This is a genomic window from Tannerella sp., assembly GCF_030528505.1.
Lineage (GTDB): Bacteria > Bacteroidota > Bacteroidia > Bacteroidales > Tannerellaceae > Tannerella.
On the sequence record NZ_JAUMYS010000018.1, the window covers coordinates 1 to 15818 of the forward strand.

13 protein-coding genes are annotated in these 15818 nt (G+C 51.0%); 5 read left to right on the forward strand and 8 right to left on the reverse strand.

Translation table 11 applies throughout. The annotated features are described in order from the left end of the window. Positions 1 to 414: 414 nt before the first annotated feature. Positions 415 to 681 carry a hypothetical protein gene (locus Q4A89_RS04145; RefSeq protein WP_303183993.1) on the forward strand — a complete coding sequence of 89 codons (267 nt, stop codon included), beginning with the start codon at positions 415 to 417 and terminating at the stop codon, positions 679 to 681. Between the two features lie 162 nt (positions 682 to 843). Further along, complete coding sequence (locus Q4A89_RS04150) at positions 844 to 1131, forward strand: helicase-related protein (protein ID WP_303183994.1); 288 nt, start codon at positions 844 to 846, stop codon at positions 1129 to 1131. A 251-nt stretch (positions 1132 to 1382) separates the two neighbouring features. On the opposite strand, the gene Q4A89_RS04155 is transcribed toward Q4A89_RS04150, so the two are convergent. Next, positions 1383 to 2819, reverse strand: a complete 1437-nt coding sequence (locus Q4A89_RS04155) for a M56 family metallopeptidase (protein ID WP_303183995.1) — start codon at positions 2817 to 2819, stop codon at positions 1383 to 1385. Between the two features lie 6 nt (positions 2820 to 2825). Further along, a complete protein-coding gene (locus Q4A89_RS04160; RefSeq protein WP_303183996.1) occupies positions 2826 to 3206 on the reverse strand; it encodes a BlaI/MecI/CopY family transcriptional regulator in 381 nt (126 codons plus the stop codon). 293 nt (positions 3207 to 3499) lie between these two features. Between Q4A89_RS04160 and Q4A89_RS04165 the strand changes: the two genes are divergently transcribed. Together Q4A89_RS04165 and Q4A89_RS04170 are read left to right on the forward strand one after the other, a co-directional pair. Further along, positions 3500 to 5146, forward strand: coding sequence for a diphosphate--fructose-6-phosphate 1-phosphotransferase (locus tag Q4A89_RS04165; protein ID WP_303183997.1), 1647 nt, complete (start codon positions 3500 to 3502; stop codon positions 5144 to 5146). Between the two features lie 20 nt (positions 5147 to 5166). Further along, entirely contained in the window at positions 5167 to 5769 is a 603-nt protein-coding gene (locus Q4A89_RS04170) for a riboflavin synthase (protein ID WP_303183998.1), read from the forward strand. A gap of 23 nt (positions 5770 to 5792) precedes the next feature. Here the strand turns inward: Q4A89_RS04170 and Q4A89_RS04175 are convergent, their stop codons facing one another. Together Q4A89_RS04175 and Q4A89_RS04180 are read right to left on the reverse strand one after the other, a co-directional pair. Next, positions 5793 to 7133 (reverse strand): MATE family efflux transporter, encoded by a 1341-nt coding sequence (locus Q4A89_RS04175; RefSeq protein ID WP_303183999.1) that lies wholly within the window; start codon positions 7131 to 7133, stop codon positions 5793 to 5795. Between the two features lie 181 nt (positions 7134 to 7314). Continuing rightward, positions 7315 to 10884, reverse strand: a complete 3570-nt coding sequence (locus tag Q4A89_RS04180; RefSeq protein WP_303184000.1) for a hypothetical protein — start codon at positions 10882 to 10884, stop codon at positions 7315 to 7317. A gap of 209 nt (positions 10885 to 11093) precedes the next feature. On the opposite strand from Q4A89_RS04180, the gene Q4A89_RS04185 reads away from it, so the two are divergent. Beyond that, on the forward strand, positions 11094 to 11807 hold the full coding sequence (locus tag Q4A89_RS04185) for a DNA-binding domain-containing protein (RefSeq protein ID WP_303184001.1): 714 nt from the start codon (positions 11094 to 11096) through the stop codon (positions 11805 to 11807). 290 nt (positions 11808 to 12097) lie between these two features. On the opposite strand, the gene pgk is transcribed toward Q4A89_RS04185, so the two are convergent. The 4 genes from pgk to Q4A89_RS04205 form a co-directional block, all read right to left on the reverse strand. Continuing rightward, a complete protein-coding gene (pgk, locus tag Q4A89_RS04190; RefSeq protein ID WP_303184002.1) occupies positions 12098 to 13360 on the reverse strand; it encodes a phosphoglycerate kinase in 1263 nt (420 codons plus the stop codon). A 170-nt stretch (positions 13361 to 13530) separates the two neighbouring features. Then, a complete protein-coding gene (locus tag Q4A89_RS04195) occupies positions 13531 to 13995 on the reverse strand; it encodes a hypothetical protein (protein ID WP_303184003.1) in 465 nt (154 codons plus the stop codon). Between the two features lie 43 nt (positions 13996 to 14038). Beyond that, positions 14039 to 15010, reverse strand: a complete 972-nt coding sequence (locus Q4A89_RS04200; RefSeq protein WP_303184004.1) for a M48 family metallopeptidase — start codon at positions 15008 to 15010, stop codon at positions 14039 to 14041. Positions 15011 to 15014: 4 nt separating this feature from the next. Beyond that, complete coding sequence (locus Q4A89_RS04205) at positions 15015 to 15581, reverse strand: LemA family protein (protein ID WP_303184005.1); 567 nt, start codon at positions 15579 to 15581, stop codon at positions 15015 to 15017. Positions 15582 to 15818: the final 237 nt, after the last annotated feature.

The window sequence follows — 15818 nt, forward strand, 5'->3', positions numbered from 1 at the left end:
GGCATACAAGGGCTGAAAGCCCGGATTATTTCAGCCCCATCCCGCAAGGGTGGGGGATCGACATCCGTACCTTGTTCGCAGAGCTGAAGACCTGAATGAAATTCATTATGATTTGTTCTATGAGGGTGTGTCGAAACGCAATGTTTGGGCACACCCTCTTCAGGTGTGTAAGAATGGGTGAAATGCAAGGCGCTAAGGATGAGGGTGAGGGAGCATACTAAGGTATGTGACCGAGCTCTCATTCCGCAAGCAACGAAGCAGTTTGCCCGTTATGACACACCACCACAACAGCTGTAACGGCTTGTCGGTATCCTTGCTCCGATCCGTCAAGCTATGTCCTTTCATCTTACATCCATCTATGGATGAAAAAAATAAGCAATATCCGACGAAAAGACAAACATAAACATTCGTCAATTGAGCAATAAGATTCAAAAAATCAGCATCTTTGCATCCGCCATCAAAAAATCATTACACATTCTTATAGCTATTCAATTCGGTAAAACATGGTGGGGTGAACATTGGTTACGTTCATTGGAAAATGCAGATTATGACAACCGTCTGCCACGAGGAGCCGCTTATGCAAGGAGCGGGTACGTACAATCTGTAAAAATGAACAATAATACGATAATGGCCAAAGTATCCGAAAGTCGCCCTTCTCCATACCGTCCCGCCATTTTTTGAAGATCAGATTGAAATACTGATGCAAAAAATCATTGCAAGGCCGGTGTTGATTTCGAAATTACTTAACCGGGAACTCGATCCCGCCATTTTAGATATTGCCGAACAAGCGATCGGGGATATTCGTGGATGTATCGGAACAGTCGCATCGGTTAACGAAAGAACATGGTAGAACGCTTCCAAACGAATCGGGCCAACAAAATATTCATTCTCTCGCTCAAAGCTGCCGGCACCGGATTAAACCTCACGGCCGCTTCGCACATCATCCACTACGACCTGTGGTGGAATCCTGCCGTCGAGAATCAGGCAACCGACAGAGCTTATCGTATCGGACAAAAGAAAAATGTAATGATGCATCGCCTGATTACTAAAAATACGTTTGAAGAAAAAATTGATGAATACCTGCGGGGCGAGGGTGTGTCAAAATGCAATGTTTGGGCCCACCCTCTTTAGGTGTGTAAGAATGGGTAAAAAGCAAGGCGCTAAGGATGAGGGTGAGGGAGCATACTAAGGGATGTGACCGAGCTCTCATTCCGCAAGCAACGAAGCAGTTTGCCCGTTATGACACACCGCCTTAATATAATATGCAAACAGACAGATATTAATTCCGTATTTTCAATAAACAACCATCCGCAAAGAAAAAGCTGCCCCACAATCCCAACATTGCAAGGCAGCTCCTATCACTTCTTGAAGCAAACGATACCTTATTTCGCTTGAAGCGAGTCCTTCGCTTGAGGATATCTGAAAGTAATCGGAAGCGTATATTTTACTGCCACATCCTTTCCTCTCTGTCTTCCGGGTTTCCAGTTCGGCATCGATTTGATCACCCTGATTGCTTCCGCATCCAAATCCGGATCAACACTTCTTACAATCTGAACATCCCGGAGACTTCCATCGCAGCTTACAACAAATGCTGTGACAACCCGTCCTTCGATTTTTTTCTCGATAGCTTTGACCGGGTACTTGATATTCTGAGCAAGATATTTCATCATCGCACTCATTCCACCCGGAAATTCAGGCATTTCCTCCACCACAACAAACACCACGGTATCTTCGGGTGTTGTAGGTACAGGTTTGGGTTTGGCGGCAGGCACTTTCGTTTTACGAGGAGCAAGCGTTTCCACTACCGTTTCGACCGGTGCGGCAACTTCCTGTCGAGGCGGAGCAACGACTTTTTCTACACTTTTTGCTTCGACGGGTTGGGCGGCCGGAGCAAAATAACTAACTTTGACACTCGAAATCTCGTCGAACGGACGTGAGATTTCCGGGCGGGCAAAGGCAACAACAGTCGTAGCTGCCAACGGGAGTACAAGCGCGTACTTCAACCGTGCCCATGCATTCGATTTTTTTTGTAACATCATAGTGATACGTTTTTTGAGGTTATTACTGTGATTATAGCCGTTGGCCATGGAGTAGAGTCGTGTGCCGACGGCTTTTTTTATAAGCAATAATTGATAATGTTGCGCTTCGAATCCTTCGTCGAGAACGGATTTATCGGCTTCATATTCGTGCGTATTCCGCAAGTCGCGGTATACCAGCCATGCGAAAGGATTGAACCATTGCAGAATGACGAAAACATGCGCAGCCATCAAATCCCACGAGTGGCGAAGGCGGATATGCGCCGTTTCGTGCGCGATAATCGCGGCACCGTCGTCGGTATAGTCCTCCTCGGAAAGCACAATATACTTCATCCAACTGAACGGAGCCATGCGCGTGTCGGTATGTATGATCAGCCGGATATCGTTATGCAATACCGTGCGCTTTGCTTTAGAGAGCAACCGCCATAACCGTAAATAAGACACTGCCTGATAAAGTACGCAAAAAGCGATGCCGATAAAATATAACGTAAAGACCGGTACAAAGACAGACTGCCAGACAGACGACTCGAATGGCGTCACAGCACCTTTGGAAAGAGCTGCGAGCGGCTCCTCAACGATCATTTCCGGCATCACATTCGCACCGGTACGGAACGACAGCGCACCGGCAAACAGCGGTATCATCCACGACAGCGCCATGATGACAAGCAGCGTGTAGCGATTGAGCCGATGAAACGTTTCACGACTGAGCACGAAGGTGTAAAACAAATAGAATACCGCGAGGCACAGTGCCGATTGCAGCGAATAAGAAAAAAATGCTCCCATGATGCTTCAAGATTGATCGCCTGCGGGCGGTGAGTTTTTTTCCACTTCACGGATCAAAGCCTTCAATTCTTCGACCGAAATATTTTCGCTCTGCACAAGCGACGAAACGGCGTGCAGATACGAATTATCGAAATATTTACGGATGACACTCCGCAACGTACCGCGCCGATGCTCTTCCTTACTGATGACGGCGTAGTACTGATACGTATTCCCGAACGTCTTATGCGCCAAAAACCCTTTCTCTTCCAGCCCCCTCACAATGGTCGAGAGCGTATTGAAATGAGGCTTCGGAGCCGGATAGAAATCGAGTATTTCCCTGACAAACAACGCTCCTTTCTCCCAAAAAAAGAGCATCAATTCTTCTTCTTTAGCTGTTAACTTTTGCATACATCTGTCCTCCTGTTCAAATTACGACCACAAATAACGAGATAATTTAGTTCATAAACTAACTTTTGTAGTTAAATATAACTAAAAGGAGTAGTTTCTCCGCATTTCTCTTTCTTATCTACTCTCCGAAAACACTTCCTTTTCATCGCTGCAACATGAGCACCTCAAACGATGCAAATGGATGAGCCATGCGAAAAAGGCCAAATCGTACGGTACGAGGTTCGCGGAAAAACATTATCTTTGCGGACGCAAAAAACAAGAGACAAATAGATTTACTAAAAAAGCAATACATCATGACAAAGAGCGCATTACAAATTGAGCGGGCACACTATGTTCCGAAGATGCCCACCGCACTGAAAGGAGCCGTAAAAGCCGTAGACGGCGAATATACTGAATCGGTAGCCGATCAGGAAGACATCAAAAAACTGTTTCCGAACACGTACGGCATGCCGATTGTGACATTCGAGAAAAGCAACGAAAAGAAAGCGATGCCGCCGATCAACGTCGGTGTGATTTTATCGGGCGGACAAGCGCCGGGCGGCCACAACGTAATTGCCGGACTGTTCGACGGACTGAAATCGGGAAACAAAGAATCCCGTCTGTATGGATTTATTTTAGGCCCGAGCGGTCTGATCGAGCACAAATATATGGAGTTAACGGCCGATATCATCGACGAATACCGTAACACGGGAGGATTCGACATGATCGGTTCGGGACGTACGAAGCTGGAACAGAAAGAACAGTTCGATAAAGGATTAGAGATTCTGAAAAAGCTCGACATCAAGGCGCTCGTGATTATCGGCGGTGACGACTCGAATACGAATGCCTGCGTACTGGCGGAATATTACAAATCGATCGGCGCCGGCGTGCAGGTGATCGGCTGTCCGAAAACGATCGACGGCGACTTGAAAAACGAGCAGGTAGAAACGTCGTTCGGTTTCGATACGGCATGTAAGGTCTATTCGGAGGTGATCGGAAATATCCAGCGCGACTGTAACTCGGCACGTAAATACTGGCACTTCATCAAACTGATGGGACGTTCGGCCTCGCATATCGCTTTGGAATGTGCGCTGCAAACCCACCCGAACGTCTGCATCATCTCGGAAGAGGTGGAAGCCAAAAACCAGACGCTCGACGATATCGTAAACCAGATCGCAACGGTTGTCCTCAAACGCTCGGAAGCCGGCAACAACTTCGGGACGGTGCTGATTCCCGAAGGACTGGTAGAATTTATCCCGGCCATGAAACGGCTGATCGCCGAACTGAACGACTTCCTCGCCAAGCACGAAACGGAGTTCAAGATGATCAAGAAGAGCGAGCAGCGCAGCTACATCATCGCGAAGCTGACGAAAGAAAACTCCGAGCTGTACGCCAGCTTACCCGAAGGCGTAGCCCGTCAGCTCACCCTCGAACGCGACCCGCACGGCAACGTACAGGTATCGCTTATCGAAACGGAGAAACTGCTGGCCGAGATGGTAGGCAACCGTCTGGCCGAATGGAAAGCGGAAGGGAAATATACCGGCAAGTTCGCCACTCAGATGCACTTCTTCGGTTACGAAGGCCGTTGCGCCGCTCCGTCGAACTACGACGCCGACTATTGCTATTCGCTCGGATATGCGGCTGCCTGCCTGATTCAGGCCGGTAAAACGGGCTACATGTCGTCGGTACGCAATACGACCGCATCGGCCGATAAATGGATTGCCGGCGGTATTCCGGTGACGATGATGATGAACATGGAGCGTCGTCACGGCGAAATGAAACCGGTGATTCAGAAGGCGCTCGTCAAACTCGAAGACGCTCCGTTCAAAGCATATGCCGCACGTCGCGAAGAATGGGCGCTGAGCACGGACTATGTCTATCCGGGTCCGATACAGTACTTCGGTCCGTCGAGCGTATGCGACCAACCGACGAAGACATTGCAGTTGGAACAACAGAAATAATCATCCCACATTCTATTATTATGTTTTCAGGAATTGTAGAAGAAGCCGCAACCGTCGTTGCGCTGGAGCAAGACAAGGGCAACCTGCATCTGACGTTGCATTGCTCGTTTGTCGACGAGTTGAAAATTGATCAGAGCATCTCGCACAACGGGGTGTGCCTGACCGTAGTGAAGAAAACGCCGGAGAGCTACACCGTGACGGCCATCAAAGAGACGCTCGAACGTTCGAATCTGGGGCTGCTCAAGGTGGGCGACCGGGTGAATCTGGAGCGCAGCATGCTGATGAACGGACGGCTGGACGGACACATCGTGCAGGGGCACGTCGATCAGACCGCGGTTTGCACGCGGGTAACGGAAGCCGACGGCAGCTGGTACTACGCTTTCGAATATGAAATCGACCCGGCGATGGCCAAACAGGGATACATGACCGTCGAGAAAGGCTCCGTCTGTGTGAACGGCGTCAGTCTGACCGTCTGCAACTCACAGACCAACCGTTTCGAGGTAGCCATCATTCCTTATACGCACGACTGTACGAATTTCGGGCAGATCGAGCAGGGAACGGTCGTGAACCTCGAATTCGACATCATCGGGAAATATCTCAGCAAACTGATGACATTTCAATAAAACACAAGGACAGAGAGGAGGAGTCAGGAAATGACCCTCCTCTTTTTCCATCGCCCCGTATAATAATAAATGTATGTGGCGACGAATCCGAGTGAGATACTCAGCACAATCGCCCACCAGATGCCTGTGCGTCCCCACGCATGGCTGAGACCGTAAGCCAGCGGTATACGGATCAGCCAGAAGGTAACGATCGTCGTCACCATCGCAAACAGCGTATCTCCGGCTCCGCGCATCGCGCCGTTGAAGATTCCCAACGCACCGTGAACCACGAGAAAACCTCCGAGAATCAACAGATATTCGTAACCGATGGCAATCACTTCGGCATCGTGCGTAAAAGCCTGCATCATTGCTTTCCCGAAGAAACATACGGCGGCAAACACCATGGCGCAAAAGAGCAGATTAAACGTCAAGGCAAAACGTACGCCTTCACGCACACGGTCTAACCGCTGCGCACCGATATTCTGTCCGCAAAAAGCAGCCAGCGCGCTCGAAACGGTCAGAAGCGCCTGCGTGATGAACGAATCGACCTTTCCGGCTGCCCCGTAAGCCGTCAACGTATCGGTTCCGAACCGGTTGACGATCCCCAGAAGCGCCACCAGACCGATGGCGATGGAGACCTGCTGGATACTCGTCGGGATGCCGATACGCAACCCCTGCATAAAGAGTTTGGTGTCGAAGACCCAATCCCTCCGACGAATGGACAGCAACGGATGACGCCGGTGGATGTATGCCAATACAATACATACCCCGATGCCCTGCGCCGCGACGGTCGCAAGGGCAGCTCCTTCGATCTCCCACCCGAACCCGACGATAAAAAGCAAATCGAACAGGATGTTCAGTACGGCGGTGATGAGGACGAAAATCATCGGACGCGCCGAATCGCCCATGCTCCGCAAAACGGACGACATGCTGTGGAACGTAATAAACAGCACCGTTCCGCCCACATAGATGCGAAAATAGCGGACGGCTTGCGGAATGACATCTTCAGGCGTGCGGGTCAGCCGAAAAAAATCTTCGGTAAATACGATGCCGGCCACCGACAGCAGTATACCGGCAATCAGCGTGAAGCCACAAAACGACGAAAAAGCGCGCTGTACCTTGTCGTACTGCCGCGCCCCGTAATATTGCGAAACGATGACCGTGATACCGCTCCCTATACCGATCACGAACGAGATAATGAAATAGTAGATGAAAAACGAAGCCGAAACGGCCGCCAGCGCCTCCTTGCCCAAAAATCGCCCGACGATTACACTGTCGGTAAGGTTGTAAACCTGCTGAATCAGATTGCCGATAAGCAAGGGAAAAGCAAACGTCAAGATGACCTTCCAGACCGCCCCTTGCGTTAAATCGTGTTTCGGTTTCATGTCGTAAAAGTAGAAAAGATTGCCGAATCTGCCAAATGCCGAATGCCGGTGCGAAAGAGATCATGGTCTTCCTCCAAACAAAGGCGGCCGTCATCCCGACGACCGCCTTCCTGTGAAATTAAAACTTAAATATCATGAAAACTAAAATCATATGCTCGTCATTCAAGCATATATTCGTTATCTATCTCACCACGACCTTACGTACCGTATCCGTGCCCAGCTTCACGATATACACCCCGCGAGAAACGCTAAGCGTGCGTTCTCCCGGCGACGAAGCCAGCTTATGTAACAACTGACCCGTCAGCGAGTAGACGTACACATCCTTCGGACTGCCCGTACGAACATACAGCACACCATTCGAAGACCAGACCTCGTCGGCCTGTTCTACCGAGATGTTCGAAACAGGACTCACGCCCGTGAGTCTCACCTTCAACGGGTCGATTACGTGACGGAATTGTACCGTCACCGTACCGTCCGCGTTATGCGTTACCTTCATAAAGCCTAACTCGTCCTGCGATTTCGAACCCGTCGTCACCTTCAAGCCTTCCAGCGTATAACCCGGCTCCGGTGTCAACACAAGCGTAAACGTACTTTGACTTCTCACATAGTGAAAACCCTGACCCGGAGACGTCGTTACATGGGCGTAACGACCGATTTCCACACTGTGCACCAAATCTACCGTGCCCTGATTCGGGTGATACTCGTAAGCACCCATATCGACCACATCGTCATAGATTCTCGCGCGACCGCTCAGATCGTTCCGCAATGATGAAACGTATCGGCCATCCGTCGGCCGGGAGAGCGTAAGGCTCGCGATATTCCTGAAGCCCGACAAAACAAAGGGGTTGTAGCCACGGTTTACCGACGGACTCGATTGTGACAGACGGTAATCGCCATCCTTGCGAGGCGTCAGGTCCGAATCATATCCTTTGCGCAAAAACAGCGGATCGCGATCCATATTGTTGCCTCCGTCGCGTCCCGGCGTAGCGCCCCAGCCCGACACGTTACAATGCTTCCAGTACGGACTTCCGCCCGCGTTCAGCACATCGCCGCCCAGCGAACCGTCCGTGAGGTTACCCCACACGATCGTGTTGCGGAGTACCGGATTGCCATCGCTGTTATAGAAGCCTGAAGCCGATGAGGCCATGTTCCCGCTTAACGTATTGTTTACCGAAAGGAAGTTGCTGCCGTTATTGTACAGACCACCTCCTGTCGAAGCGCGGTTATGGCTCAGTTCCGTATTATAGATCAGCACATCGTCCGATGAAGTACAGCCCGCATATTCCCCGCCGATGTAGATTCCGCCACCGGATTCACGCGCCGTGTTCTCTTTGACGATACAGTTAGCCACCGTTCCCGAGGCGCCCCCGCGGAACAGAATCCCCGCGCCTTCTCTTGCCGTTCCGCCCAGCACCGTGAAGCCATCGAGTCGCGCGTCGCGGCTTGTGCCGCACGAACCGTTCGTATACGTCGTCGAACCGTCGAAGATCACCACCGAATTACCGTTGCCCTTCAGCACCGTACGATACTCCGCAGGATTGCGTTCGCTCAGATTCGTCTCCGTGCCCTTGAAACCTCCGTACACATGTACACTGTCGTAATCGATCAGGAACGAACCTCCTTTGGGCGGGGTGTACTCGCCCTGAGCCACCCACACGTAATCGCCCTGCGAAGCCACCGAGAGCGCATCCTCAAGTCGCGGAAAGGCGTTTTCCCAGTCCGAACCGTCACCCTTGCCACCCGTAACAGAGCCGTTCACAAAGTAACCGTTAACGGCCGAACGGACATCAACCGTCAACTCGATCGTCGTGTCGCACGTGATTTGATGCACGCCGGCGCCGGCCGTAGCAGACAAACGTAAGGTTACTTTTTTCTCGCCCGTTGAATTCCACGTCACTAACGGAGCTGCGAACGATGAACGTTCGGGCTTACCGCCCTCGAATGTCCAGTGATACGTCAATGAGTTAGCCAGTGAGGGGCTGACGGACGCGTCGAAGAGTTGCGGAACATTTAGCTTGGCGGGTTTGTTGGGCTTGCGGTTGACGGCTGCCTGAAACTGCATATCGAGCACCCAGCAGGTATCTCTCACCCAGTATTGTTCACCTGCCCCCAAATCCTGATCCATCAGTAAGACGTATGGACCGTTTGTGCGGGCTTTCAGGACGGAGCGACTGGGCCCTTGCACGATCGAACTGTCGGGTAATATCCATTTGTAATCTTTGGCGTAGCCGCCCATCAAGGTTTTCGGTTGCGGATTCGATGCGCATCTCCACAGCGTATCGGGATCGAATTTAAACTGTCCGAAACCGGAGAGATAACCGTAATTCCCCGTACCGCCGGCGCTGTTAAAATAACCGAGTGAGAAAGGAGACTCGGAGTTTTCGATTTTCACCAGTTTGTTCTTAGCCGCATCCGGCAGCTCGATTTTTCCCCATTTCCAGTCGTCTATCCCCGGAAGCGGCATGTCGGTGACCGCAAGCGGATACGTATTTCCGTCATATCCGATCGTAAAGTAACGCTCGCAGGTATCGCGGAAAATAACGAAGATGGCATTTTTGTTGAAGTTGGACTGGTAGAACGAGAGCGCGCTTTGTCCGATCGAATATAACGACGGAATCAATGCCCCTCCTTCTTCTTTGCCGTAACCGGAGGCATGGTAACAATAGACGGGTTCGGAGGCTTCGACGGTAATTGCTTTCGTGATTTCGTTGTGACTGTTCCCCATTTCAAAGTCTGTAATTTGCCCGGCATTGACCGTACGGTTCACGGTTTGAAGCGTATGGGATGCATCGAAATATTTCAGGGTAATATTCGTGCCGTCTTTCGTTCCCATCAGGTAGAGGATGTCTTTGAGGCGGTAGACGGCCGGGGTATTATCGCCGGTGTATCCGCGAATCACGGCATATCGTTTGCCCAAACGATCGGTCGGGACCAGCTGATCGCCCATGGCGTCGTGTCCGGAGAAAGCCGGCAGTCCGGTAAAATCCTGCACCATCGTGACGGCAATCGGCTTGGTAGCGGTAATCTTGGAGCCGGTAAGTTTATGGGGATTATCACTCATCACGGTTTCTTTGAGTTTGAGCGTTTGTCCGCGGTTGAGTGGCCCGACATTCGTATGCGTACCGGCCGGAAATCCGTCGCAGTCTTTCTTGAGTTCGAACGACAGGTACGTATTGTCTTCCGTAGCGACGATATCGATCTGGTCATACCCGTCTCTAGGCTGAGGCAAGCCCGGCACCGTGGCGCCGATATTCGTATAATGCGTGGCAAAGGGAATGTAAAACTCGGTACCGAGCGCCGGAGCACCTTTGAGCGTGAAGAGATCGCCGGAGGTATAATTCATCAACTGATAATAGACGATGATGCCGACATCGGAGGTGACGCGTATGCCGTAGTTCGTAACCGTTCCGGCAGCAGCACGAGGATTTTCGACCTTGGCGATGGCTGCGGCATCTAAAAACTGCGCACGGTCGGAGCCTCCCGGAGGGATACTGTACGTCGTACGTTCGGGGGTGGCATTTCCGGCCCACAGTTCGAGGGTGACATGGGCCGTCTGCGTTTTGCTTTGATTGGAAAAGACGATGAAAATCGGCATATCCGTGCCCGTTTCCGGAACTCCGTATTGCGGCCTTGGATTCGGCCTGTCTAAATAAGTCCCGAAATCGGGCGAGACGAACCAGAATTCGGTATCCTGTGCATGGCCGTAAAAAGCAAGCCATGAGAGTGTAAGCAGTAATATAAACTTCTTCATAGAGGTATTTTTTATCACTTCATTGTAAATACGATATACTATAATTTCATGCAAAGATAAGAATACGACGCAGAAAAACAAGTTTTTTTTAGGTAATCAGAAAAAAAGACCTTATCTTTGGGACGTAACACGCTGTCCGGCATCCATCATCGGTATAGCCCGATAAACGATGCACGGGGTGTCCGGACAGACACAAATCTTTCTAAACTATGGTTAAATACGTATTATCAGAGAATTTGTTGACGGCTCGCCCCGATGATTTTATGGCGACGCCGGTGGATGTCAAATCGTTCGACCGGGACACGATCGTGGAAATGATGCTCAGACGAGGTACTTTGCTGACTAAAACGGACATTCTGGCGGTGCTCAACTCGCTCGAAGAGGTGGTTGCCGACATTGTCAAAGACGGCGGGGCGGTCAATATGCCGCTGTTCAACACGTCGTTTTCGATCAGCGGTGTTTTTGACGGAGCCATGGACGCGTTCGATCCCAACAGACATCGCCTCTACGTGAACCTGAACAAGGGTACGCTCTTGCGCGACGTGGAGAAGCAGGTAAAAACATCGAAGACCGAAGGATCGGCTGTTGCTCCTTCGGTAATCGAAGTGCGCGATGTGCTGAGCGGCACGAGCAACGAGAAACTTACCCCCGGAGGGGTCATACAGGTATTCGGCAGCGGGCTGCGTATCGAAGGAACAGAACCGTCTGTCGGGCTATGGTTCGTTCCTGCCGAAGGCGCACTGCCTCCGGTCAAGGCCAACGTACTGGTATCGAACAAACCTTCGAGCCTGACGGCCATGGTACCCGCGCTCGACGCCGGAACCTACCGCATCAGGGTAGCCACCCAGTATGCAGGAAGCGGTAGCCGGTTGTTGAAAACACCACGGATTACAACGTGGGAAAAAGTTTTTGTGGTCGGATAACCACGCGAACTTTTTGCACGGACAGTCCGTGCACCGTTGCACGGACGGAACGTACACTACTGCACGGACGATCCGTGCAGATTTTCATGATTTCGAGAATAAGGGGGGCACACGTAAAGCCCCCCTTATTAGTAAGGTATCTAAATCGGGGCAGAGACGCCCCTGCGTTCTACCCGAATAAAACACAAGCGCGAAGGTCACCCCCCGCGCTTGGAAACTCAGCGTTCTTTTTGCGTAACTATAAATAATTTCGCTTCGTTTTTTGAATCATCTTGCTTCGTTTTTTGCTCTCAATACCCGCGAATCGCTTCGATTCCGGGAAGAGTTTTTCCTTCGATGGCTTCGAGCAGCGCGCCGCCTCCGGTCGATACGTACGATACCCCGTCGGCCAATCCGAATTTATTGATACATGCTACCGAGTCGCCGCCTCCGATAAGCGAATAAGCGCCGTTCTTCGTGGCTTCGACAATGGCTTCGGCTACCGAGCGCGATCCGTGCGTAAAATTGTCGAACTCGAACACCCCTGTCGGGCCGTTCCAAAGAATCGTTTGCGAAGCGCGAATCACTTTACCATATTTCTCTTCTGTCTTAGGACCGATGTCCATGCCTTCCCATCCGTCGGGGATTTCATTGCTGGGAGCATAAGCCGTTTTCGCATCGTTGCTGAAATCGTCGGCAATCTTCGAATCTTCGGCCAATACGAGGTTCACACCTTTTTCTTTGGCTTTGGCCAGCAATTCGAGGGCGAGGTCTAATTTATCGTCTTCGCAGATCGACTTTCCGATTTTTCCACCCAGCGCCTTCATAAACGTATACGTCATTCCGCCCGTGATAATCAGGTTGTCGACCTTATTAAGCAGGTTCTCGATCACCTCGATCTTAGACGATACTTTCGATCCTCCCATAATGGCGGTAAAGGGTCGGTTGATGTCGTTGAGTACTTTCTCTACGGCCTTCACTTCCTTCTCCATCAGATAGCCGAACATCTTGTGATCGGCATCGAAATAAGCGGCCATCAACGCCGTTGAAGCATGCGCGCGATGGGCCGTTCCGAATGCGTCGTTCACATACACGTCGGCATAAGAAGCCAGCGTTTCGGCAAACTTCTTCTGGCTTTCCTTCACGGCTTTCTTGGCGGCCGCCTTCTCCTGCTCCGAAGCGTCTTCGGCCAATCCGCGGGGCTTGCCTTCTTCTTCGGCATAAAAGCGCAGGTTTTCGAGCAATAACACTTCGCCGGGTTGCAGGGCAGAGGCTTTGACTTTGGCTTCTTCGCCGATGCAATCGTTGGCGAACTGTACATCGACGCCCAGCAGGTCGGATACGTGTTTGAGAATATGTTTCAGCGAATATGTATCGGTAACGCCTTTGGGACGTCCCAGATGTGAACCGATGATGACGCTGCCGCCATCGCTCAGTATTTTTTTCAGGGTGGGTAAGGCAGCACGGATACGCGTATCGTCCGTGATATTGAATTGTTCGTCTAAGGGTACATTGAAATCTACCCGTACAAATGCCTTCTTTCCGGCAAAATTAAAGGAATCGATCGTCTGCATAATGATTGAATTTATCGAATATTAAATGTTGCGAATGTTTACCGGCTTGTTTTTCCAAGCCATGTGCAAAGGTATAAAATAATTGCCAACCGACAACCGGCAGCAGATAATTTTTACGCCTGCGGAAGAAAGAGATGCGGCCCGGGCGGCTGACCGCGTCGCAAGCCGCGTCACGTCAGCTTAAAGCGAATACGGAGCCGTCCGTTTTCGTAATCGTGCGAAATGATTTTAAAATGGCCGACTTCGCAGGTGTTCGAAACATGTTGTCCGATACAGGCGCAGGCGTCGTAGTCGCCGATGCGGACAATGCGCAATGTTTCGGATACGCCTTCGGGCAGTTTGCTCAAGTCGACAAACGCCGCCGCCTCTTCGTGCGACATGTACTCGCTCGTGACCGGCAGATGCCGGTCGATCACCGCGTTCACACGCTCAGCGATCTCCGCGATCTGTTCGTCCGTCGGGGCGGAGGCAAGCAGGTAGTCGCATTTCGATTTCTTGCGTTCGATGTGCGAATTTCGGGAGCGCGGACAACCGAACATTCTCACCATGGTTTGGTTCAGGATATGCTCGGCCGTGTGCATCGGGGGATGTTCCGTTTTATGGTGTTCGTTTAATAACGGGCTTTCTTGTTCCATTACTCTGATTTACGTTTTGAAGAAAAGAAGTTGTTCGGGACGATCAAAACTGTTCGAGCACCCGGATTCTTTTTTCGATGGGCGGATGGGTCGCAAATAATTCGTTGATGAACGAGGCGCCTTTCTTCATCGGGTTCTCGATAAAGAGCTGCGCGACATCGCTTTGTTCGACGGCTTCGATCAGCGGATCGGTCGATATTTTACGTAAGGCCGAGGCCAGTGCCTGCGGATTCTTCGTCATCTCGGCGCTTCCGGCGTCGGCCATGTATTCCCGATTGCGGGAGATGGCAAAGCGCATCAGAATCGTAATAAAGTAGCCGATGATGGCCAGTACCAGAATGACTAACAGGATAGCGAGCCCTCCTCCGTTTTTGTCGTTTTTACTGCTTCGTACGCTTCCGTGCAGCAGACTGCGCGAAGCAATCTGGGTGAGAAACGAAAAGATGCCGACGAAGACGATGGAAACGATCAGTACGTGTACGTCGCGATTGCGAATATGCATCAGCTCGTGCGCGATAACGGCTTCCAGCTCATCATCGCTCAGACGGTTGATAATTCCGCGCGAGAGCGAGACGGTATACGTCTGTTTATTCAGTCCGCTGGCAAAGGCATTCATCGACAAGTCTTCGATCACGTTGATTTTCGGCATCGGCATCCCGTTGGCCATACAAAGGTTCTCGACCAGATTATAAACGCGTTTATTGTCCCGCCGTTCCAGCGTATGCGACCCGGTCGCGGCATGGATGATGGCCGTATTGGAGAAGTAAGCGACCAGAAACCAGACGAAACAAACGCCCACCACCCATGGCGCGGCGTTGAGAAACGATTCGTTCGCAATGAACCAGGAATCTTCCCAGGAAGAAACGGCCGCCGCATCGTCCGAGCCGAGAAAGACATGGATAATCACGAAGAAAACCCATGTCAGAAAAAGGATGACGCAAGGGAAAAGCAATAACATCATCATCGATCGGATGTTATTTCTCCGTTGCTGCGTCTGTATACCGAGGTATTTCACCGGATCAGAAATTTATCTTCGGCGCCTCGTCCAGTTGCGCGCGTTGTTGCTGGCCGAGATCGAACATCGTCTCGCGACGGAAACCGAACATGCCGGCCACAAGATTAGCCGGGAACGTTTCGACGGCATTGTTGTATTCCTTCGTCGCCGAATTGAAGTAACGACGCACGGCCGCCAGTTTGTTTTCGATATCGGCCATCTCCTCCTGCAACTGCATAAAGTTGGCGTTGGCTTTCAGGTCGGGATAAGCTTCGACCGACACGGTCAGCCCCCGTAGCGCGGCAGACAACTGATTCTCGGCCGCAATTTTCTGATCGATACTCTGTGCCGACATGGCAGCGGAACGGGCTTGCGTGATGCTCTTCAGCGTTTCACTTTCATGCTTCATATACCCTTTAACGGCTTCGACCAGCTGCGGTATCAGATCGTGACGCTGTTTTAACTGCACATCGATATCGGCAAACGCATTTTCGCGATTGTTGCGGAAACGGACCAGCCGGTTGTATACCGACATAAAAAAAAGAAACAATACTACGACGATGACAATCGTAATGATTAATCCTACACTCATTTTCGTTTGAATAAAAAATTGAACATGCGGCAAAGATAGATATTTTTTCCGTAACCCCATTCCCCCTTGCGAAACAAACCCTTCATGTACAAAGAGGCCTTGACAGCAAATGAATAACCAACGCGCATGGAATTACCACACGACCGTAAAAGTATCGGATAAAATTTCGATGTTTGGCATTTCTACCCTATATTTGCCGATCGGGATACATATAATATATAGCAAACTTAGACGGGT

Coding starts and splice junctions, on each gene's coding strand:
- Q4A89_RS04150 (WP_303183994.1), top strand. CDS start 844: ATGGTAGAACGCTTCCAAACGAATCGGGCCAACAAAATATTCATTCTC.
- Q4A89_RS04155 (WP_303183995.1), bottom strand. CDS start 2,819: ATGGGAGCATTTTTTTCTTATTCGCTGCAATCGGCACTGTGCCTCGCG.
- Q4A89_RS04160 (WP_303183996.1), bottom strand. CDS start 3,206: ATGCAAAAGTTAACAGCTAAAGAAGAAGAATTGATGCTCTTTTTTTGG.
- Q4A89_RS04165 (WP_303183997.1), top strand. CDS start 3,500: ATGACAAAGAGCGCATTACAAATTGAGCGGGCACACTATGTTCCGAAG.
- Q4A89_RS04170 (WP_303183998.1), top strand. CDS start 5,167: ATGTTTTCAGGAATTGTAGAAGAAGCCGCAACCGTCGTTGCGCTGGAG.
- Q4A89_RS04175 (WP_303183999.1), bottom strand. CDS start 7,133: ATGAAACCGAAACACGATTTAACGCAAGGGGCGGTCTGGAAGGTCATC.
- Q4A89_RS04180 (WP_303184000.1), bottom strand. CDS start 10,884: ATGAAGAAGTTTATATTACTGCTTACACTCTCATGGCTTGCTTTTTAC.
- Q4A89_RS04185 (WP_303184001.1), top strand. CDS start 11,094: ATGGTTAAATACGTATTATCAGAGAATTTGTTGACGGCTCGCCCCGAT.
- pgk (WP_303184002.1), bottom strand. CDS start 13,360: ATGCAGACGATCGATTCCTTTAATTTTGCCGGAAAGAAGGCATTTGTA.
- Q4A89_RS04195 (WP_303184003.1), bottom strand. CDS start 13,995: ATGGAACAAGAAAGCCCGTTATTAAACGAACACCATAAAACGGAACAT.
- Q4A89_RS04205 (WP_303184005.1), bottom strand. CDS start 15,581: ATGAGTGTAGGATTAATCATTACGATTGTCATCGTCGTAGTATTGTTT.